The 19,490-nt window shown below is 66.1% G+C and carries 17 protein-coding genes and 6 tRNA genes; 8 read left to right on the top strand and 15 right to left on the bottom strand.

Annotated features, from left to right (window positions below):
• The first annotated feature begins 85 nt into the window (after positions 1-85).
• From V6V88_RS21290 to mobA, 3 genes are read left to right on the top strand one after another with little or no spacing between them, the layout of a single operon-like run.
• Complete coding sequence (locus tag V6V88_RS21290; RefSeq protein WP_062838739.1) at positions 86-1,195, top strand: substrate-binding domain-containing protein; 1,110 nt, start codon at positions 86-88, stop codon at positions 1,193-1,195.
• Between the two features lie 7 nt (positions 1,196-1,202).
• Positions 1,203-2,306, top strand: coding sequence for a GTP 3',8-cyclase MoaA (moaA, locus tag V6V88_RS21285; RefSeq protein ID WP_062838740.1), 1,104 nt, complete (start codon positions 1,203-1,205; stop codon positions 2,304-2,306).
• A 55-nt stretch (positions 2,307-2,361) separates the two neighbouring features.
• Positions 2,362-2,940, top strand: a complete 579-nt coding sequence (gene mobA, locus V6V88_RS21280; RefSeq protein WP_338619673.1) for a molybdenum cofactor guanylyltransferase MobA — start codon at positions 2,362-2,364, stop codon at positions 2,938-2,940.
• Here mobA and glp read toward each other — a convergent pair.
• Genes glp through moaC form a run of 5 tightly spaced genes read right to left on the bottom strand, consistent with a single transcriptional unit; the run spans position 2,925 to position 5,859 of the window.
• Positions 2,925-4,130 (bottom strand): gephyrin-like molybdotransferase Glp, encoded by a 1,206-nt coding sequence (gene glp, locus V6V88_RS21275; protein ID WP_338616231.1) that lies wholly within the window; start codon positions 4,128-4,130, stop codon positions 2,925-2,927. The genes mobA and glp overlap by 16 nt on opposite strands.
• A gap of 3 nt (positions 4,131-4,133) precedes the next feature.
• Positions 4,134-4,655, bottom strand: a complete 522-nt coding sequence (gene moaB, locus V6V88_RS21270; RefSeq protein ID WP_280021102.1) for a molybdenum cofactor biosynthesis protein B — start codon at positions 4,653-4,655, stop codon at positions 4,134-4,136.
• A complete protein-coding gene (locus V6V88_RS21265) occupies positions 4,652-5,134 on the bottom strand; it encodes a molybdenum cofactor biosynthesis protein MoaE (protein ID WP_062838743.1) in 483 nt (160 codons plus the stop codon). Before V6V88_RS21265 ends, moaB begins: the two co-directional genes overlap by 4 nt.
• A gap of 4 nt (positions 5,135-5,138) precedes the next feature.
• Positions 5,139-5,390, bottom strand: coding sequence for a MoaD/ThiS family protein (locus V6V88_RS21260; RefSeq protein ID WP_056326580.1), 252 nt, complete (start codon positions 5,388-5,390; stop codon positions 5,139-5,141).
• A complete protein-coding gene (gene moaC, locus V6V88_RS21255; protein ID WP_056326583.1) occupies positions 5,371-5,859 on the bottom strand; it encodes a cyclic pyranopterin monophosphate synthase MoaC in 489 nt (162 codons plus the stop codon). Before moaC ends, V6V88_RS21260 begins: the two co-directional genes overlap by 20 nt.
• Before the next feature lie 166 nt (positions 5,860-6,025).
• On the opposite strand from moaC, the gene V6V88_RS21250 reads away from it, so the two are divergent.
• Together V6V88_RS21250 and V6V88_RS21245 are read left to right on the top strand one after the other, a co-directional pair.
• Positions 6,026-9,643, top strand: a complete 3,618-nt coding sequence (locus V6V88_RS21250) for a DUF748 domain-containing protein (RefSeq protein ID WP_338616230.1) — start codon at positions 6,026-6,028, stop codon at positions 9,641-9,643.
• 69 nt (positions 9,644-9,712) lie between these two features.
• Positions 9,713-10,591 carry a dienelactone hydrolase family protein gene (locus V6V88_RS21245; protein WP_056326589.1) on the top strand — a complete coding sequence of 293 codons (879 nt, stop codon included), beginning with the start codon at positions 9,713-9,715 and terminating at the stop codon, positions 10,589-10,591.
• Between the two features lie 30 nt (positions 10,592-10,621).
• On the opposite strand, the gene V6V88_RS21240 is transcribed toward V6V88_RS21245, so the two are convergent.
• Positions 10,622-11,044 (bottom strand): hypothetical protein, encoded by a 423-nt coding sequence (locus V6V88_RS21240; RefSeq protein ID WP_338616228.1) that lies wholly within the window; start codon positions 11,042-11,044, stop codon positions 10,622-10,624.
• A 251-nt stretch (positions 11,045-11,295) separates the two neighbouring features.
• On the opposite strand from V6V88_RS21240, the gene V6V88_RS21235 reads away from it, so the two are divergent.
• Positions 11,296-11,799: a peroxiredoxin gene (locus V6V88_RS21235; RefSeq protein WP_338616227.1), complete on the top strand. Its 504-nt coding sequence runs from the start codon at positions 11,296-11,298 to the stop codon at positions 11,797-11,799.
• An 86-nt stretch (positions 11,800-11,885) separates the two neighbouring features.
• Positions 11,886-13,373: an MFS transporter gene (locus V6V88_RS21230; protein WP_062838748.1), complete on the top strand. Its 1,488-nt coding sequence runs from the start codon at positions 11,886-11,888 to the stop codon at positions 13,371-13,373.
• 7 nt (positions 13,374-13,380) lie between these two features.
• Here the strand turns inward: V6V88_RS21230 and V6V88_RS21225 are convergent, their stop codons facing one another.
• The 9 genes from V6V88_RS21225 to V6V88_RS21185 form a co-directional block, all read right to left on the bottom strand.
• A complete protein-coding gene (locus tag V6V88_RS21225) occupies positions 13,381-14,256 on the bottom strand; it encodes a DMT family transporter (protein ID WP_338619671.1) in 876 nt (291 codons plus the stop codon).
• Positions 14,253-15,272: a biotin synthase BioB gene (gene bioB / locus V6V88_RS21220; RefSeq protein ID WP_338616226.1), complete on the bottom strand. Its 1,020-nt coding sequence runs from the start codon at positions 15,270-15,272 to the stop codon at positions 14,253-14,255. Before bioB ends, V6V88_RS21225 begins: the two co-directional genes overlap by 4 nt.
• Positions 15,273-15,529: 257 nt before the next feature.
• Entirely contained in the window at positions 15,530-17,065 is a 1,536-nt protein-coding gene (locus V6V88_RS21215) for a helix-turn-helix transcriptional regulator (protein ID WP_196589451.1), read from the bottom strand.
• A gap of 179 nt (positions 17,066-17,244) precedes the next feature.
• Positions 17,245-17,321, bottom strand: a tRNA-Asp gene (locus V6V88_RS21210).
• A gap of 80 nt (positions 17,322-17,401) precedes the next feature.
• Positions 17,402-17,477: transfer RNA gene (locus V6V88_RS21205), tRNA-Glu, on the bottom strand.
• Positions 17,478-17,526: 49 nt separating this feature from the next.
• A tRNA-Ala gene (locus V6V88_RS21200) sits at positions 17,527-17,602 on the bottom strand.
• A gap of 104 nt (positions 17,603-17,706) precedes the next feature.
• Positions 17,707-17,783, bottom strand: a tRNA-Asp gene (locus V6V88_RS21195).
• 64 nt (positions 17,784-17,847) lie between these two features.
• A tRNA-Glu gene (locus tag V6V88_RS21190) sits at positions 17,848-17,923 on the bottom strand.
• A 32-nt stretch (positions 17,924-17,955) separates the two neighbouring features.
• Positions 17,956-18,031: transfer RNA gene (locus V6V88_RS21185), tRNA-Ala, on the bottom strand.
• Between the two features lie 445 nt (positions 18,032-18,476).
• On the opposite strand from V6V88_RS21185, the gene V6V88_RS21180 reads away from it, so the two are divergent.
• Complete coding sequence (locus V6V88_RS21180) at positions 18,477-19,484, top strand: aldo/keto reductase (RefSeq protein ID WP_279991226.1); 1,008 nt, start codon at positions 18,477-18,479, stop codon at positions 19,482-19,484.
• The last annotated feature ends 6 nt before the right edge of the window (positions 19,485-19,490 follow it).

The raw sequence follows: 19,490 nt of genomic DNA, 5'->3' as shown, positions 1-19,490 counted from the left end.
TGCTTTAAAAAACATATTAATTGCCCGTCCGCCGCGTTATTTGTGTACTCTAACGAGGTACTTGAACGCCTTCAATAAGAAATAAATGACATATAAGTTCCGAATCGGCCTGCGGCCGCAATGGACATTGGGCGGAGACGACGAGGCGACGCCCGTGCCGCTGCAAGACATGCTTGCGCTCCTGGCGGCCATCGATGCCACCGGCAACATCGCGGGCGCCTGCCGCGCCTGCGGCCTGTCCTACCGGCACGCGTGGGGCGTGTTGCGGCGCTTCGAGTCCATCTTCGGCACGCAACTGCTCATCACCAACCGCCGCCAGGGCACGCAGCTGTCGCCCTTTGCGCAGCGGCTGCTATGGGCCAACCGCCGCATCGAGGCGCGGCTGATGCCCACGCTGGACAGCATGGCCTCCGAATTGCAGGAAGAGCTTGAACGCCTGCTGCCCGAAAGCGGCCCGCACCTGCGCCTGCACGCCAGTCACGGCTTTGCCGTGGAATCCCTGATGCAGCACATGGGCAACCGAACGCCCGGCCTGGAATTGCGCTATCGCACGGCAATCGAGGCCCTGGCGTCGCTGGAGCGGCACGAATGCGACCTCGCGGGCTTTCAGGTGCCGCTGGGCGATTTTGAATCTCCCATCATGGAACGCTATGCGCAGTGGCTCAACGCCGACGAATACATGCTCATCCATCTGGCCGTGCGCAATACGGGGTTGTTCGTCACGGCCGGCAACCCCAAGCAGATCCGCGGCATGGCGGACCTGGCCCGCAGCGACGTGCGCTTCGTGAACCGGCAGATCGGCTCCAGCACGCGTTATCTGGTCGGCCTGATGTTGCAGCGCGCCGGCGTATCCATCGGCGAAGTGCAGGGCTACGAAACCAACGAATTCACCCACATGGCGATCGCGGCGCACATTGCCAGCGGCATGGCGGACACAGGGGTCGGCGTGGAGACGGCGGCCTGCCGTTTCGGCCTGGACTTCATTCCGCTGGTGCGCGAGCGCTATTTCTTTGCCATCCGCAAGGCGTCGTTGGACACGCCGGCCATGCAGGACCTGCTGTCCATCATGCGCGGCCCGGACTATGTCGGTTACGTGGGCCAGCTTGTCGGCTACGACGCCCGCGACACCGGCCGGCTACAGACCCTGGAAGAGGCCTTTCCGCGAGAACGCGCACCGCGATCCGCCGGGATATGATGTGCCAATGAGCAAAGTGATAATCCTTGCCGATCACCGGAGTTCGCCACGGGCTTCCCTCGCGCCCGGCGAACTTCCGCCGCACGGGCAGCCCGCGCTGGACCAGCGCGCGCGTCCGCTGCGCGACCTGCGCATTTCCGTCACTGACCGCTGCAACTTCCGCTGCACCTATTGCATGCCGCGCGAGGTCTTTGACAGCAGCTACAGCTTCATGCCGCATTCGGCGCTGCTGTCGTTCGAAGAAATCAGCCGGCTGGCCGGCATCTTCACGCAGTTGGGCGTCGAAAAGATCCGCCTGACCGGCGGCGAGCCGCTGCTGCGCAAGCACATCGAAAACCTGGTCGGCATGCTGGCCGAACTGCGCACGCCGCAGGGTCGGCCGCTTGACCTCACGCTCACCACCAACGGCAGCGTCCTCGCGCGCAAGGCCGCCGCGCTGAAAAGCGCCGGGCTCACGCGCGTGACGGTCAGCCTGGACGCGCTGGACGCCGCCATGTTCCAGGGCATGAGCGACAGCGGCTTCACGCCGGACGACGTGCTGCGCGGCATCGACGCCGCGGCGGACGCGGGCCTGGCGCCCGTCAAGGTCAATATGGTGGTGCGCAAGGGACTGAACGACGGGCAGATCCTTCCCATGGCCGAACGCTTCCGCCACAGCGGCCACGTCCTGCGCTTCATCGAATACATGGACGTGGGCAACAGCAACGGCTGGAATCTCGCCGAAGTGGTGCCATCGCGCGAAGTGCTGGATCGCATCGGCGCCGTGTATCCGCTGGAACCCGTGGAATCGGTCGAAATGGGCCGCGTCGCCGAGCGCTGGCGCTACGTGGACGGCGGCGGCGAGATCGGCGTCATCTCCAGCGTCACGCACGCCTTCTGCGGCGGCTGTACGCGGGCGCGCCTGTCGCCCGAAGGCAAGCTCTACCTGTGCCTCTTCGCCCACGAAGGCCACGACCTGCGCGCGCCGCTACGCGATGGCGCGACGGACGAGGAACTGGCGCGCATCCTGGCGGGCATCTGGTCGGCGCGCGGCGACAACTATTCCGAACTGCGCGGCCAGAACATGGCGGACCCATCGCGCAAGATCGAGATGAGCTACATCGGTGGCTGAATTTCAACGCAGCGGGCTTGCCGGCCTGATCCTCGCCGGCGGGCAGGGTTCCCGCATGAATCATCAGGACAAGGGACTGGTCGCGCTGCACGGCGAACCCATGGTCGCGCACATCGCGCGCCGGCTTGCGCCGCAGGTCGGCCGCCTTATCATTAGCGCCAACCGGCACCCGGAACGTTACGCGCAGTATGGCGACGTCGTTGCCGATGGCGAACGCGAACTGGGCGCCTGGCAGGGTCCGCTGGTGGGTATCGCCACGGCGCTGCAGGCGCTGCATGCGTCGGCTGCTGCGCCGCCCGAATCCGCCGCGCAGTGGCTGGTGGTGGTGCCCTGCGATACACCCTTCCTGCCGGAAGATCTGGCCGCGCGCCTGATCGGCGCGGCTGCCGCGGCCGATGCGCCGCTGGCCTATGCCGCGGCCCACGGCCAGCGCCATTCGGCCTGCATGGCGCTGCGCACGTCGTTGCTGCCGAACCTGCGGGAATATCTGCGGTCGGGCGACCGCAAGGTGGGGCTTTGGCAGGCGAGGGCGGGCGCGGTCGAAGCGGTGTTCGACGATTGCCCGCCGCATGCCTTCATGAACGTCAATACGCCAGGAGACCTGGCGCTGGCCGAGCGCTACGCCAGCCAGTGACGCAGGTCGTAATACGAAACCGTGTCCCTGTCCTGCACCAGCACGTCGGCCGGCAGGCGCGCCAAGCCGGTGGACCACGGCAATGAGCTGATCACGCCCGATCCCTGGTGGCCGTACGGCACGAGTTCGCTGCCGCCTTCGTCGGCCACGCGGCATTGCACCCGCAGGAATTCCTCGCGGCTGTCCTGGCGCGGCTGCGCGGTGCGCAGCGGCAACTGGCTGACCGGCGGGAAGATCTCTTCGCGGCCCTGCATGCGGCGCATCAGCGGCGTCACCAGCGTGGCGAACACGGCATAGGCCGACACCGGATTGCCAGGCAGGCTGACCACCGGCTTGCCGTCGATCTGCGCCAGGGCCACCGGCTTGCCCGGCTTCATGCGCACCTTCCACAGCGACAGTTCGCCGCCCAGCGCGGCCAGCGCCGGTTTGACGAGGTCACGCTCGCCCACCGACACACCGCCCACGCTCAGCACGAGGTCGCAATCGGCCAGCAGGGTCTTGAAGGCGTCCAGCAGATCGGCTTCGGTATCGCGGGCGTGCAGCACGTGAACGGGCAGGGCGCCCATGCCGCGCACCATCGCGGCCAGCATCGGCCCGTTGGAGTTGTAGATCTGTTCCGTGGCGCGGGGCTGGCCCGGCAGGACGAGTTCGTCGCCCGTGGTCAGGATGCCGACGCGAAGCTGGCCGTAGACGGGAATCGTGGCCATGCCTTGCGAGGCCAGCAGCGCGACGTGCGCGGCCTGCAGCAGCGTGCCCGCCGGCAGCAGCGCGGCGCCCGCCATCGTGTCTTCGCCGCGGCGGCGAATGTGCTGGCCCAGCCGGGGTTCGCGCGAAATCTGGACGTGGTTGTCGGCTTCGGTGGTGTCTTCCTGCATGACGACCACATCGGCGCCCGTCGGTATCACGCTGCCCGTGAATAGGCGAATGGCGTGGCCGGGCTTGAGCGGTTCGGGCACGTCGCCCGCGTAGCAGCGCTGCTGGATCGGCAGGCGCGCTTGCGGGTTCCAGTCGGCCAGGCGCAGGGCATAACCGTCCATGGCGCTGTTGTCGGCCGGCGGAATGTCCACCGTGGCGTCAAGGTGCGTGGCGAGGACGCGGCCGCTGGCCTGCGTCAGATCGACGTGCTCGGTGCGTTGAAGGGGGGCGGCGGCGTTGGCCAGCAGGGTCTGGGCTTGATCGAAATCCAGCATGGGTCAGGCTTCTTGTTCGCGTTTCGGAAATTGCGAGGCGAAATTGCAGGGGCCGTGGCCGCTGTCGAGCTGCTCGCGCAGAATCTTGGTCCAGGCGGTCTCGCACGCGTTGTTCGAGCCCGGCAGGCAGAAGATCAGGGTCTGGTTGGCCGACCCCGCGAACGCGCGCGACTGGATCGTGGAGCTGCCGATCTCTGTGTAGGAAATCTGGCGGAAGAGTTCGCCGAAACCCGGAATCTCGCGATCCAGCAGCGGCAGGATGGCCTGCGGCGTGTGGTCGCGATGCGAGAAGCCCGTGCCGCCGGTGGTCAGGATGACCTGCACCTCGGGGTCGGCGATCCAGTCGCTGATGACGCGGCGGATCTGGTAGATGTCGTCGCGCACGATGTCGCGGCGCACGCACTGATGGCCGGCATGCGCCAGGCTGTGCGCCAGCAGATTGCCGGACGTGTCGTCACCTGCGCTGCGGGTGTCGCTGATGGTCAGTACGCCGCAGCCCAGCGGGACCGGGGTGGCTTCGCTCATGGATTCTCCTTGTTGCCGGCAGTGTCTTCATCCCAGGCGTCCGTGCGGTCCTGGTCGGATTGGCGCTGTTCCACCCAGAAGCTGTCGCCGCCGGCGAGGGTCTCGCGCTTCCAGAAGGGCGCGCGCGTCTTGAGCGCGTCGATGATGTATTCGCAGCCGCGGAAGGCGTCGCCGCGATGGGCGCTGGCCGCCGCCACGAAGACGATCTGCGCGTTGCGGTGCAGCGCGCCCACGCGGTGCACGATGACCGTGCCTGCCAGATTCCAGCGCGCGCGGGCCGTGGCGGCGATTTCTTCGAGCTCGCGCTCGCACATGCCCGGATAGTGTTCGAGAAAAAGCGTGTCGGTGGGGGTATCGGGCGCGTAGTCGCGCACGTAGCCCACGAACGTCACGATGCCGCCCACGCCGGGGCCGGCGGATTCCCGCAGCGCGGCGGTCAGCGCCGCGCCGTCGAAGTCGGCTTCCTGGACGCGGATCATGGCGTCAGCCTCCGGTGACCGGTTCGAATACTGCGACCTCGTCGCCCGCGCGGATCGGGGCGGTGGGCTTGGCGTGCGTCTGGTTGATGGCCAGCTTCAGGCGCGTGGCCGGTTCCAGCTGGGGATAGCGTTCGCCCAGTGCGGCCAGCAACTGCGCGCCGGTGGATTCGCCCGCGAGGGGCCAGGTTTCGGTGCGCTTGCCGACCAGTTCGGCAACGCGCGCGAAGTACAGAAGATTAATCGTTGCGCCATTCACCGCTTTTACCTCCCGCCTTGTACTTGAGGCGAACTTGTTCGATCACGATGCCTTTGTCGGCAGCCTTGCACATGTCGTAGATGGTCAGCGCGGCCACGCTGCACGCCATCATGGCTTCCATTTCGACGCCCGTCTTGTAGCTGGTGCGGCAGGTGGCCAGGATGTCGATGCGATGCTCGGCGTCGTTCAAGGCGAATTCCACGCCGACGAATGCAAGCGGCAGGCTGTGGCACAGGGGAATCATGTCGGCGCAGCGCTTGGCGGCCAGGATCGCGGCCACGCGCGCCGTGTTGAGCACCTCTCCCTTGCCTTGGCCGGGTTGGGTCAAGAGGCCATATGCGACGGCGTTCATGCGGATGCTGCCGGCGGCAACCGCCACGCGCTCGGTGTCCGTCTTGGCGATGACGTCGACCATGCGGACCTGGCCGGCTTCGTCCAGGTGACTCAAGGTGGGGGTGGTCTCGGACATGGAAATCGGGATCAAGAATTGTTAATGAATGAAAAGAGCGGGGCCGGGCTGGCCGGCGGGGTCCGCTGTTCCGCCTATGATAGACGAGCAGTTAAGGGGGCGCGATAATCGCGCCAGCAGTCAGAGGAAGGTTGGATCGCCTTCAATGTGTATCAGGAGACTTTCAATGCCCGTGCGGATGCCCAAGCTACGGTTCACCCGACGCGCCGGCAAGATTCTCCTGGGTATTGTGGCGTTCGTGCTGATTCTGTTTGGCGTGGCAGCGTGGCAGGTGCCGAAAGTGCTGCACGGCGTGCTGACCGATGACGTCGCAAAGATGATCGGGCGCGACGTTTCCGTGGGCAAGATCACCTTCAATCCGTTCACGCTGACCGTCCGCGCGCAAGACCTGACCGTGGCGCAGCCTGGCTCGCAGACGCCGCTGTTGACCCTGGCTGAACTGGACGCCAGCGCGTCGTGGACATCGCTGTTCTGGTTCGCGCCGGTGGTCGACCGTCTGACGCTTCGGCAGCCTAACATCGCCATCGTCCGCGAAGACGTCCTGCGCTTCAATTTCTCTGACATAGAACAACGCGTGGCCGAATTGGCCGCCGCCAAGCCCCAAGAGCCGCCCAAGCCGGACGAAGGATTGCCGCGCTTTTCGCTCAACAACATGGTGATCGAGGACGGCGCCATCACGCTGGACGACAAGGTCACCGGCCGCAAGCAGGTCGTGGACGAGTTCACCATCGGGGTGCCGTTCATCTCGACCTTCGGCTACGCCACCGACATCGACGTGCAGCCGCGCCTGCACCTGCGCATCAACGGCAGCCCCTTCGACCTGACCGGCGTGGCGCGGCCGTTCGATGTGGTCCCCTCGTCCACGCTGCGCGTGGCCTTCGACGGCCTGCAGCTCGAGAAGTGGGCCGATGTCTGGCCCATGCCGCTTCCCTTCAAGGTCGAGCGCGCGCTGCTCGACTCAAATCTGCAGGTCGTCTTCGAACAGCCCAAGGACGCGCCGCCCAAAATCCGCATCGTCGGCGACCTGGGGTTGCGCCGCCTGGACGTGCGCGACCCGTCCGGCGGCAATCTGGCCGCCTGGAGCGCATTGACCGTCAGCCGGCTGGAACTGGAGCCGATTGCCCGCCAGGTGTATATCGGCGAGGTCGGCCTCTGGGCGCCGCAAGTCCATGTGCGTCGTCACGCCAATGAACACCTGAACTGGCAGGACGTCGTCGCGGGTTTGAAGGCGCTGGGTGGCGTGGAACCGACGGCCACGCCCGTGCGGGACGAGATGCGCAAGGCCAGCGGCCTGAAGCCGCTTTCCCCAAGCGGGCCGCAGGTTGCGCCGGGCGCGGCCGGCGCGCCTGCGCCGGTTCCTGCACCGGCCGGTCCAGCGCCCGCCGCGCCGGCCGCTCAAGCGCCCACAACGCCCGCCGCGCCGGCCGCTCAAGCCCCGGCACCGCGCCCAGACCAAGCAGCCACGGCGCCCGCCGATCAAGCGTCCGCCACGCCACCCCCCGCGCCCGCCGAATGGAAGGTCGTGCTCGACGCCTTCAACCTGCATGAAGGCGAGGTCTACGTCACCGATGCGGTCAGCAAGCTGGACTATGTGATGACCGGCCTGGCCGCCACCGTCGAAGGCGTGGCGCTGCCGCAGCCGCCGGACCAGCCCATCAACCTGTGGCTGACCATGGACAACAGCACCGACGGCGGCTGGCTGCGCGCCAAGGGGCCGCTGGTCATCAAGCCGCTGTCGCTCGACATGAACGTGCGTCTGGGCAACATCGCGCTGGCGCCCCTGGCGCCGGCCGTGCGCAGCGCGGCGCCCATCACCCTGCTCGACGGCCGGCTGGGCGCCACCGCGCAACTGCACGTGCGCGAGAAGGGCGGCGCGATCGATGCGTCCGCCACCGCCGTGCAGGCCGACCTGACGCAGTTCAAGGCCCGCGACGAATCGCTCAAGCCGGTGCTGGACATCGCCATGCAGTCCCTTCGCATCACGGCCGACCGACTAGCCCTGGGACCGGGCCCCAGCAACTTCACGGTGGCCGCAGCCGGCGTCCAGGGCGACGGCAAGCTGGACCTCAAAGGGGTCTTCACGCCGCAGCCGCTCACCCTCAGGACTGCGGTCGACCTGTCCAACCTGAACGTCGCCAGCTTCGCGCCGTACTTCGCCTCCAGCCTGAACGCCACCGTCCGCGCCGTCACGCTAAGCGCCAAGGGCAACGCCGAATTCACCGCCGCCGCCGGCAGTGCGCCAATGAAGGCCGGCTGGAAGGGCGGCGTCGACATCACCGACCTGGACCTGCAGGACCGCGTCAACAAGGACGACTTCCTGAACTGGAAGCGCCTTGGTTTTACCGGCATGGACATTTCCGTGGCGGGCGACAAGATCGGCGCGCGGTTGGGCGATATCGCCCTGGAAGATTTCTACGGCCGCATCCTGCTCAACGCGCAGGGCCGGCTCAACGTCATGGATCTGGTGGCCGCGCCCGGACAGGCCGGCGGCTCGATCACGCAAGACACCCAGACACCCGGCCGCAGCGCCGAGCCCCCGGCCGCGCCGCCCGCGGCCACTGCGTCGGCCAAGGGCAGCGGCGCGGCCGCCATGCCGGACATTTCGGTCAACAGCGTCACGCTGACCCGCGGCCGCATGACCTTCACCGACCGTTTCGTCAAGCCGAACTACGTCGCTGAACTGTCCAGCATCGAGGGCGACATCACCGCCGTTTCGTCCACCAATCCCCAGCCCGCCAAGGTCAAGGTCACGGGGCGCGTGTACACGACCGCGCCGCTTTCGATCAGCGGCATCGTGCAGCCGTTCGCCAAGTTCCTGACGCTGGACCTGAAGGCTTCGGCCAAGGGCGTCGACCTGCCGCGCTTCAACACCTATTCGGCCAAGTACGTGGGCTATCCGATCAAGCGCGGCAAGCTGTCGGTCGACCTGGAATACAAGATCAAGAACCGGGCCTTGCAGGCGACCAATCACGTCGTGCTCAACCAGCTCACCTTCGGCGACAAGACCAACAGCCCGGACGCCACCAAACTGCCCGTGCTGCTGGCCGTTGCGCTGCTGAAGGACTCGCGCGGCAACATCGATATCAATCTGCCGATCTCCGGCTCGCTGGACGACCCCGAGTTCTCGGTCGGCGGCATTGTCGTGCGCGTGCTGATGAACCTGGTGGTCAAGGCGGTGACCTCGCCCTTCAGCCTGCTCGCGTCCGCGTTCGGCGGCGGCGAAGAGCTGTCCTATGTCGAATTTGCGCCGGGCAGCGCCGTGCTGACCGAAGATTCGCTCCAGCGCATCGAGACCCTTACCAAGGCGCTTGCCGACCGTCCGGCCCTGAAGATGGACATCAGCGGCCGCGCCGATCCCAAGACCGACACGGAAGGCCTGCGCCAGGCCTGGGTCGACGCCAAGATCCGCGCCGCCAAGGCCGCGGACGTCGCGCCGCGCGGCAAGAAGCCCGACCCCAAGGGCGTCGAGGTCTCCGGCGCGGAACGTGCCAAATACCTCGAAGCCGTCTACGATGACACCGACCTCAAGGACAAGCCGCGCAATTTCATCGGCATGGCCAAATCCATTCCGGCCGCGCAGATGGAAGCGATGCTGCGCGCGGCGGCCCCCGTCGGCGAGGATCAGCTGCGCCAATTGGCCGATGCCCGCGCGCAGGCGGTTTATGAGAAGTTGCAAGCCCAGGAAGGACTCGCGGATCGCGTGTTCATCGTCGCGCCGCAACTGGACGCCGATGGCATCAAGGACGAGGGGCAACCCTCGCGCGTGGACTTCTCCCTGAAGTGAACTCGGCAGGCCCCGGCAGGGACGCGAGGCGCGTCCCGCCGTGCCCGTCTTTTACCCGGAGATTGTTCGATGAAAGACCAGGACGCGCACTTCGACAGCCTGCTCCCGCCCTTGCGGCTGGACCGCCGAGGCTTTCTCGCCACCACCGCGGCGGCGGGATTCTCGCTGGCGGCAGGTCCGGTGGCGGCACAGACTGCAATCGCCACGGACGCCAAGGGCCTCGTGGCCGGCAAGGTCGAGATCCCCACTTCGGATGGCAAGATCCCCGCTTACCGCGCCGCGCCGGAAGGCAAGAAGAACCTGCCCACGATCCTGGTCGTCCAGGAAATCTTCGGCGTGCACGAATACATCCAGGACGTCTGCCGGCGCCTGGCGCACCTGGGCTACCTCGCCATCGCGCCGGAACTCTACGTGCGCCAGGGCGACCCGTCCAAGTACACCGAAATCCCCAAACTGCAGGCCGAAGTCGTCAGCAAGGTCCCGGATAAACAGGTCACCGCCGACCTGGACGCCACCGCCGCCTGGGCGGCGGCGCATGGCGGCAACCCGGACCGCCTGGGCATCGTCGGCTTTTGCTGGGGCGGCCGCCAGGTCTGGCTCTACGCCGCCCACAACGCCAAACTCAAGGCCGGCGCCGCCTGGTACGGCCAACTGGCGGGCGACCCCTCCGAACTCAAGCCCAAGTCTGCCCTGGCCATCGTCAACGACCTGAAGGCCCCCGTCCTGGGCGCCTACGGCGGCAAGGACGCCGGCATCTCGCAAACCGACGTCGACCGCATGCGCGTCGAACTGGCCAAGGGCTCCGCCGCCGCCAAGGCCTCGCGCATCGACATCTACCCCGAAGCCGGCCACGCCTTCCACGCCGACTACCGCCCGTCGTACCGCAAGGCAGAAGCGGAGCAGGCGTGGACGCGGATGCTGGATTGGTTCAAGCAGAACGGGTTGTAAGGGAAGGGCGGCGCGGGCTGAGCCCACGGGCTACCGCGCCTTCTCCCCGGGTAGCCCGTCGCTGACCTCTGCCAGCGCGCGCTTCATATCCTCGTACTTCATCACCCGTTCGCTCTGAAACCCGCCCAGCACGCCCCGGCAGCCATCGACGCCGGACCGCTTCATGTCTTCCATCATTGTCTTGCCTTCGGCCTGCCCCTTGGCAAACTCGGCGTCATACCCGCTGGCGGCAAACCCATACTCTTCGGCATAGCGCGTGAGATTCTTGCGCGCCGTGTCCTGGTGCTGCGCCAGGTCGGGTTCGGACGCGCCGCACGCGCGCGCGGCGCCGTTTGATGCGCCGGCGGCCACGACGAACGAATCGTATTGGGCCTGCTCGGCGGCGTCGGGAGCCGCCATCACGGGGGCGGCGGCCGCCAGGGCCAAGGTCAGGGCGGTCAGGAATCTGCGCATCGAAATCTCCCTGTAAGGCCCGATTCGCGGCGCGGTGCCTCTCGTGGCCGCGGCGGGCGATGTCTTTACCACGGCATTATGGCAAGCGCGCGTTTCCTCTCCGTGAGGCTGCCGTGTGGAGTCGTTTCGAACTGTTCATCTTCTTTTCGTGCTTACGCCAAGCGCAGCAAGCCGGCCGCGCACGAACTATGATGGGGGCTGTGAGGCGATCCTGCCTCAATGCATTGCCCCCTTTCATCCTGGAGATCTACATGACGATCAAAGTCGGCGACCGCGTGCCCGATGGCACGTTGACCGAATTCATCGAAACCGAAACCGCCGGCTGCTCGCTCGGCCCCAACGCGTTCCAGGTCGCCGACCTGACCCGCGGCAAGACCATCGCGCTGTTTGCCGTGCCGGGCGCCTTCACGCCCACCTGCTCGGCCAAGCATCTGCCGGGCTTCGTCGAACAGGCCGCCGCCCTCAAGGCCAAGGGCATCGATGAGATCTGGTGCGTGTCCGTCAACGACGCCTTCGTCATGGGCGCCTGGGGCCGCGAACAGAAGACCGACGGCAAGGTCCGCATGCTGGCCGACGGCTCCGCGCTGTGGACCAAGGAACTCGGCCTCGAACTGGACCTGGTCCAGCGCGGCATGGGCGTGCGCTCGCAGCGCTACTCCGCCCTGATCGTCGACGGCGTCGTGAAGCAACTGAACGTGGAAGCGCCTGGCAAGTTCGAAGTCAGCGACGCGGCCACCATGCTCTCGCAAGCCTGATCCCCGCAGGTTCCTGTTTTACCGCCAGTGTTGCGGGCCGCCCCGGCGGCCCGCGGCGCTGAAAGCCAGCAGCGGTTGTCCACGCCATGCTCTCCACGATCTCTTCGTTCTCGTCGCTTTATTTTGCGACCTTGCTGATGCTCATCGGCACGGGTCTGTTCAATACCTACATGGGCCTGCGCCTGACTGCGCAGTCCGTCAGCGAGGTGTGGATCGGCACCTTGATCGCCGGCTACTACCTGGGTCTTGTGTGCGGCGCGCGGCTGGGACACAAGCTCATCATCCGCGTCGGGCACATCCGCGCGTTCGTTGCCTGTGCGGCCATTGCCACCAGCATGATCCTGGCGCAGACGCTGGTCGATTCCATGCCGCTCTGGCTGGTGTTCCGCGTCATCTCCGGCATCGTGATGGTGACCGAGTTCATGGTGATCGAGAGCTGGCTCAATGAGCAGACCGAAAACCACCAGCGCGGCCGCGTGTTCTCCGTGTATATGGTCGTTTCCGGCCTGGGCACCGTGCTCGGCCAATTGGCGCTCACCGCCTACGCCACGCTCGACCTGCGTCCGCTCACCCTGGTTGCGATGTGCCTGGTGCTGTGCCTGGTGCCGCTCGCGGTCACGGCGCGCTCGCACCCGCCCACGCCGCTGCCTGCGCCGCTGGACGTGCGGTTCTTCATGCGGCGCGTGCCGCTGTCCATGACTGTCCTTTTCGTGGCGGGCAACTTGTCCGGCGCGTTCTATGGCCTGGCGGCGGTCTACGGCGCCAAGAACGGCCTGTCCACCTCGCAGGCCGCCATCTTCGTTGCCGCCGCCGTCACGGCGGGCCTCTTGTCGCAATGGCCGATGGGCTGGTTGTCCGACCGCATCAATCGCGCCGGTCTCATCCGGTTCAACGCCTTGCTGCTGGTCCTGCTGCCTGCCGTCATGTGGGGCTGGATCGCGTTGCCGTTCTGGGCGCTGGTCGCCATGTCCTGCATCTTCGGCATCCTGCAGTTCACGCTGTATCCGCTGGGCGCGGCGTTTGCCAACGACCACGTGGAGTCCGAGCGCCGCGTCAGCCTGTCGGCGGTGCTGCTCATGACGTACGGCCTGGGCGCCTGCGTCGGACCCATGATCGCCGGCTGGATGATGTCGCTGGGCGGCCCCGCCATGTATTACGTGTTCATCTCGGCTTGCGCCGTGATTCTGGTCTGGCAGGTGCGGCCGACGCGCGTCACGGGCGCGCATCAGGTCGACGAGGCGCCGACGCATTTCGTGCCGATGCCCGACACCCTGCAAAGCTCGCCGGCGGCGGCGGTGCTGGATCCGCGGGTGGACCCCGAGAACGACATCGCCATGGAAATGGTGCAGCCCGATCCGTCCGCGGCGCCGGCGCCGCCCGAGGCCGCAGCAGAATCCGCGCCGGCGGATCCGCCCGCTGCCGATACGCCGATGGGCGCCTTTGCAGACCCTGTCGCGGGGCCGGCCGTCGGGGAGAATGCCACGCAAGGTGCGGCAGGCGATTCAACCCCGGATGCAAACCCGGATGGCAACTCGCAGGACGAGCCCGAACGCCAGCGGCGCACGGGCACCTGAATCCCGGCTACCAGGGCGTCATCAGCACGATGGCGGACAACGCCAGCGCGATGCCCAGCAGGTTCAGACGCGTGAGCGGTTCACGAAACGCCAGGGCGCCCACCAGGGTGCCCAGCGTGATCACCCCCATGTTCATGGACGCGAACACCAGTGCGGGATGCTCGGGCAGCGACTGGTGTGCGCGCACGTAGGTCAGGATGTTGCCGAAGTTGGCCATCCCCAGCGCCACGCCCGCGGCCAGATGCCGCGCCTGCCAGCGCACGCGGCGCCACAGCAGATACGCCAGCATCAGCGCGCCCGCCATCAGGAAGGCGAGCAGCAGGCCGCCCGCAAACGCGGTGCCGGTGCGCGCAACCTGCTTGAACAGGATGTCGATCACGCCATAGCCCGCCCACACCACCAGCGGCCATAGCCACATGGCGCGGTTGTCGCCCGCAGCCGTGTCCTCGGACAGGCGGATGCGCGGGGGCTGGCGCAACAGGCAGAAAAGGGCGGTGAACGCCAGCAGGATCGCGGCCAGCTTGCGGCCCGTGACCGGCTCGCCAAACAGCACGAACGCGGCCAGCAGCGGAATGAAGAGCGACAGGCGCTGCGCAGCATCGCTGCGCACGATGCCCGCATGCCGCAACGCCGCGGCCATCGCCAGAAAGACACTGGGCAACAGCACGCCCAGCGCCGCCAGCACCATCCAGGGCGTTTGCGGCGCCAGCAGGCGCGCCGGGTCTGGGCGCAGGACCAGCCAGCAGAGCAGGGCGGCCACGGCGTAGTTCATGGCGATCGCCTGGCGCACGTCCACCTGCCAACGGCGTGCAAGTTTCAGCATGACGGCCACTGTGACGCTGCAGGCGACGCTGGCCGCAAGATAGAGAAGGCCTGGGGTCAGGGGCATGCCGGCACCTCTTGGTGGGCATGCGTGTCCGCGTCGACCCGCATGCCCAGGCGACCGAGCAGGCGCTGATCGGCGGCCATCTGCGGATTGGCGGTGGTCAGCAGCGCGTCGCCGTAGAACATGGAATTGGCGCCCGCCAGAAAACACAGCGCCTGCAGCGCGTCGTCCATGGCCTCGCGTCCGGCCGACAGGCGGACCGCGGCGCGCGGCATTGCAATGCGCGCCACCGCGATGGTGCGGACGAACTCGAACGGATCCAGCGCCTCCACGGCGGACAGCGGCGTGCCTTCGACCTGAACCAGGTTATTGATCGGCACGGACTCGGGGTAGGGCTCCATGCTGGCGAGCTGGGCGATCAGGCCGGCGCGCTCGCGGCGCGATTCGCCCATGCCGACGATGCCGCCGCAGCATACGCTGATGCCGGCGTCGCGAACGCGGTCCAGCGTATCCAGGCGGTCCTGGTAGGTGCGCGTGGAGATGATCTTGCCGTAGAACTCCGGCGAGGTATCCAGGTTGTGGTTGTAGTAGTCCAGGCCGGCGTCCTTCAACTGCTCGGCCTGGCCGTCTTTCAGCATGCCCAGCGTCACGCAGGTCTCCAGGCCCAGCGCCTTGACGGCGCTGACCATCTCGGCCACGGCATCCAGGTGATGCGGCTTGGGACTGCGCCACGCGGCGCCCATGCAGAATCGTTGGGCGCCGCCCGCCTGCGCCGCGCGCGCCGCGGCGACCACGTCCTCAAGGGGCATCAGCTTGTCGGCGTCCACGCCGGTGTCGTAGTGCGAGGACTGCGGGCAATACGCGCAATCCTCGGGACAGCCGCCGGTCTTGATCGACAGCAGGCTGGACAGCTGGATCACGTTCGGATCGAAATGGGCGCGGTGCGTCTGCTGCGCCCGGTGCATCAAATCCATGAACGGCAGCTCGTAGAGCGCCATGATGGCGTCGGTGCTCCATGCCGAGGCGGGCGGGCGCTTGGGCACCGTTGGAACGGGAATGGTCGCAGTCTGCATGATCGGGGGCTCCTTCGTTCGTGGCCGGATCTCGCCCCGGTGGCCAGTGGGGCCGGGGGCTGGATCGGCGGATCGTAAGAAGGGGCGGCCGATTTGCGCAATGCGGGTGATAAGCGCGGATTTAAGGTTGGTTTGCCGGGGCGATCAATGAAAATGGCCGCTTTTGGGCGGCCACGAGTTCTAAAGCGACGGCATCTTCGGAGACGCCGAGGGGGTGAATATTTTGATTCAAATTGTAAATCAACCCCCGGCCGGTCTCAGGACTTCGTCTGCTTATCGCGGTTGCGGGCGCTTTCGTGGCCGGTGATGCCGCGGTCGCGTGCCCAGACAATGGCGGCGCTGCGCCGATGCACGCCGATCTTGCTGTAGATCGTGGCGACGTGATTGCGCACGGTGTTGCGCGACAGCTTGAGTGCCTTGGCGATGCCGTCGTCGTCATGCCCCTGGCATAACAGCCCAAGGACTTCGCGCTCGCGCGAGGTGAGCTGCGCCAGTTCGGCCACGTCGCGCGTGGCGGGGGCGGGCTGGCGCAGTTGCGCCAGTTTCTCGATGATGCCGCGGCTGAACCAGGAAGTGTCCTGCATCACTGCCTCGATCGCGGTAAGAAGTTCGGTCTCGGATCGCTTGCGCTCGGTGATGTCCTGCATGACGATCAGCACGCGGCGCAGCCCGCCGATCATGACCGGTTCGGCCGACACCAGGCAGTCCAGCTCGCCGCCGTCGCGCGCAATCATCACGGCTTCGCGGTTGCGGACGCTTTCCCCGCGCTTCAGGCCGGCCAGCATGCCTTCGTACGGACGCAGTCCCAGTTCGACAAGGTCCTGTTCCGCCTTGTCGTCCAGCGACAGGCCGGTGGCCGCCGCAAAGGCGTCATTCAGGTTCAGCACGTTCAGGGTGTCGCCGTCACAGACCGCCATCGGCACGGGCGCCAGCTGGAACGCCTTGGAAAAGCGCTCTTCGCTTTCCCGCAAGGCTTCTTCGGTACGCTTGCGGCCTTCCAGGTCGATGAAGGTGAACAGCATGCACGGTTCGTCGTGCATGTCGATGGGCTGGCCCGCCACCACGACGAACTTGCTGGTGCCATCCGGCAGTTTCAGCACGCCTTCGCGCTGCGGAATGGTCTGTCCTTCGTTGAGCCGCGCCACGGCGGTTTCCTTGTCGTCGCTGCCGTCCAGCACGTCCAGTTCGTAGGCCGATTTGCCCAGCACCGTGTCGCGCGAATAGCCCGTCATCTCCAGGAAGCCCTGGTTCACCTTGACGTAGCGCAGATCGGAAAGCCGGCAGATCAGCGCAGGCGCCGGATTGGCGGAGAAGGCGCGCTCGAAGCGTTCCTCGGCATTGACCTGGGCCGTCTGGTCGTGAAGGATAAGCACGCGGTACGGAATGGGGCCGCCATCGTCCAGGTCCAGCCCGCGCGCCATCAGGTTGCGCGTGAATTCGTCGTCGTCCTTGCGGCCCAGATCCAGCAGCAGGTCTTCGAACTCTTCACCCGCCGAAAGCCGGTCCATTGGATACTGGCGGGCCGGCACGCGGTGATGGTTGCGGTAGGTAAGCGTATACCGCTTGCGGTAGCCGGCGGGCGTGCCGCCCAGCTCTTCGATGGCGTTGGCGCCGTGCAGCGCGAGTGCGCTGGCGTTGGCCCAGGCGATCGAGCCGTCGGCCTCAAGCAGGATGATGCCCTCGTTCAGGCCCGCAATGATGCTTTGCAGGTGTTGGCGATGTGCTTGGGGTGCGGCGTCGTTGGGGGTCACGTAGGCCTCTTTTTTCTTCGCATGGCGTGTACGCGCAAGCATGAAGCCGCGCGCCGGTACTGTCCAGAGGTCAAAACGGACGAGTCTCGCGGAAGGGGTGCAGCGGGAGGGGATTGCACCGCGAACGCATCGCCTTGCAGCAGATCCGCAAAAGCAAAAAGCTCCGGAATCCGGAGCTTTCGATGCGTGCTGCGAGCAGCGTTCGGTAAGCGCAATGTGCTTGGCGGAGCGGACGGGGCTCGAACCCGCGACCCCCGGCGTGACAGGCCGGTATTCTAACCAACTGAACTACCGCTCCGCAGCGGCTTACTGATGTTTTCAAACTTCTTTACTGCGGCTGTGGTGTCAAGACAGCTTGTACTGCTTGCCAGCGGAAGCTGGCGTCCCCTAGGGGATTCGAACCCCTGTACTCACCGTGAAAGGGTGATGTCCTAGGCCTCTAGACGAAGGGGACCCGGAACTAACAACTTTACTACCGTACTGCGTTACTACCGTACTGCGACTGGTGGAGGTAAGCGGGATCGAACCGCTGACCTCTTGCATGCCATGCAAGCGCTCTCCCAGCTGAGCTATACCCCCAGGGCGTCCTGCTGTCCCAAACTTCAAACAACAAGGTCTCACACTTATAAAACAAAAAAGCCCCGAAAACGGAGCTCTTGAAAGACTCTGAGCGAGAGAGCTTTTGGCGGAGCGGACGGGGCTCGAACCCGCGACCCCCGGCGTGACAGGCCGGTATTCTAACCAACTGAACTACCGCTCCGCAGCGGCTTAACTCAACTACATTGTCACTTCAACTGCATCACTTCTACTGCATGCCAGAAGACTGGCGTCCCCTAGGGGATTCGAACCCCTGTACTCACCGTGAAAGGGTGATGTCCTAGGCCTCTAGACGAAGGGGACTTGGACTTTCTGTACTACTCTTCGCTTTGGACTGGTGGAGGTAAGCGGGATCGAACCGCTGACCTCTTGCATGCCATGCAAGCGCTCTCCCAGCTGAGCTATACCCCCGTTCCGCTAATCAATCGGTTCAACGTTTTTGCTAGATACTTGCTGTTTACAGCGCGTTTTTTGCTGTTTCGTTGCCGGTTTTGTTTAGTGCTGTTGGCGAAGAAACGAGATTATGCACGAACTAAATTTGGTGTGCAAGTCACTTCACGGCAAAAAACAAAAAAGTTGCGAAAAAAGAGGGATGGATAGCCGTTGGAAGGGCATTGTTTGGCGCGAAAACCACGCGGCAAGCCGTGGTCGATTGATGCAGAAATCAATAAAATCAACGGCTTGTGCTGGTGCTATCGTAAACGGCTGATTTTTTGCGAGGCGCGCGTTTTTTACACGTGATCGCCCTATGGCGAGCCGCACGTAAAGCTGCCGCAGACCGGCAAGGACATTGACCCATGAGCACTTCTCCATGAGCAGCACCGCCTTTCCCACCGTCGCGCTCGGCCGCACGGACATGGAGATCACGCGCATCGGCCTGGGCGCCTGGGCGATGGGCGGCAACGGATGGGCGGTGGGCTGGGGGCCGCAGGAAGACGCCGAATCCATCAAGGCGATCCGGCATGCCGTCGACCGCGGCATCAACTGGATCGATACCGCCGCGGTGTATGGGTTGGGCCATTCCGAGGACATCGTGCGCCAGGCGCTGGCCCAGATGCCGGCCGCCGAGCGCCCTTATGTCTTTACGAAGTGCGGCCTGACGTGGTCGGCGGCGCAGCCGCAGGCCATGCCGCGGCGCACGGGCGCCCCGTCCAGTATCCGGCGCGAGCTGGAGGGGTCGCTGCGGCGGCTGGGCGTCGAGCGCATCGACCTCTACCAGATGCACTGGCCTGCGGGCGACGGCACACCGCTGGAGGCGTACTGGCAGGAGTTGCTGGACCTCAAGCAGGCGGGCAAGGTCCGCGCTGTCGGTCTGTCGAATCACAATCTGGCGCAGTTGCGCGCCGCCGAATACCTGGGACACGTGGACACGCTGCAACCCCCGTTTTCGGCGATCCAGCGTACTGCGGCCAGCGACCTGATTCCCTGGTGCGCGTCACACGGCACGGGTGTGATCGTGTACAGCCCCATGCATTCGGGCCTGCTGACCGGCAAGTTCAGCGCCGAGCGTGCACGGGCCTTGCCGCCGGACGATTGGCGGTCGCGGCACGCGGATTTCCGCTCGCCGGACCTGGAACGCAACCTGGCGCTGGCCGATGCCTTCAAGCCGATCGCGGAACGGCATGGCGCCACCGTCGCTGCCGCGGCAGCGGCCTGGACGTTGGCGTGGCCGGGTGTGACGGGCGCCATTGTGGGGGCGCGCAGCGCATCGCAGGTGGATGGCGTGATCGGCGCGGCCGAGCTGGAACTGGACGCCGAGGACATGCAGGCCATTGCCGAGGCGATCGAAAACACGGGAGCAGGAAGCGGACCGTTGGCGCCGCCCGACGAAACAGGCTCGCTGCCCGCGAACCTGTTTGCGTGAGCCGGG

It is taken from the genome of Achromobacter sp. E1 (assembly GCF_037039475.1).
GTDB lineage: Bacteria > Pseudomonadota > Gammaproteobacteria > Burkholderiales > Burkholderiaceae_B > Achromobacter > Achromobacter mucicolens.
This window is presented reverse-complemented; position numbering and strand designations above follow the sequence as displayed.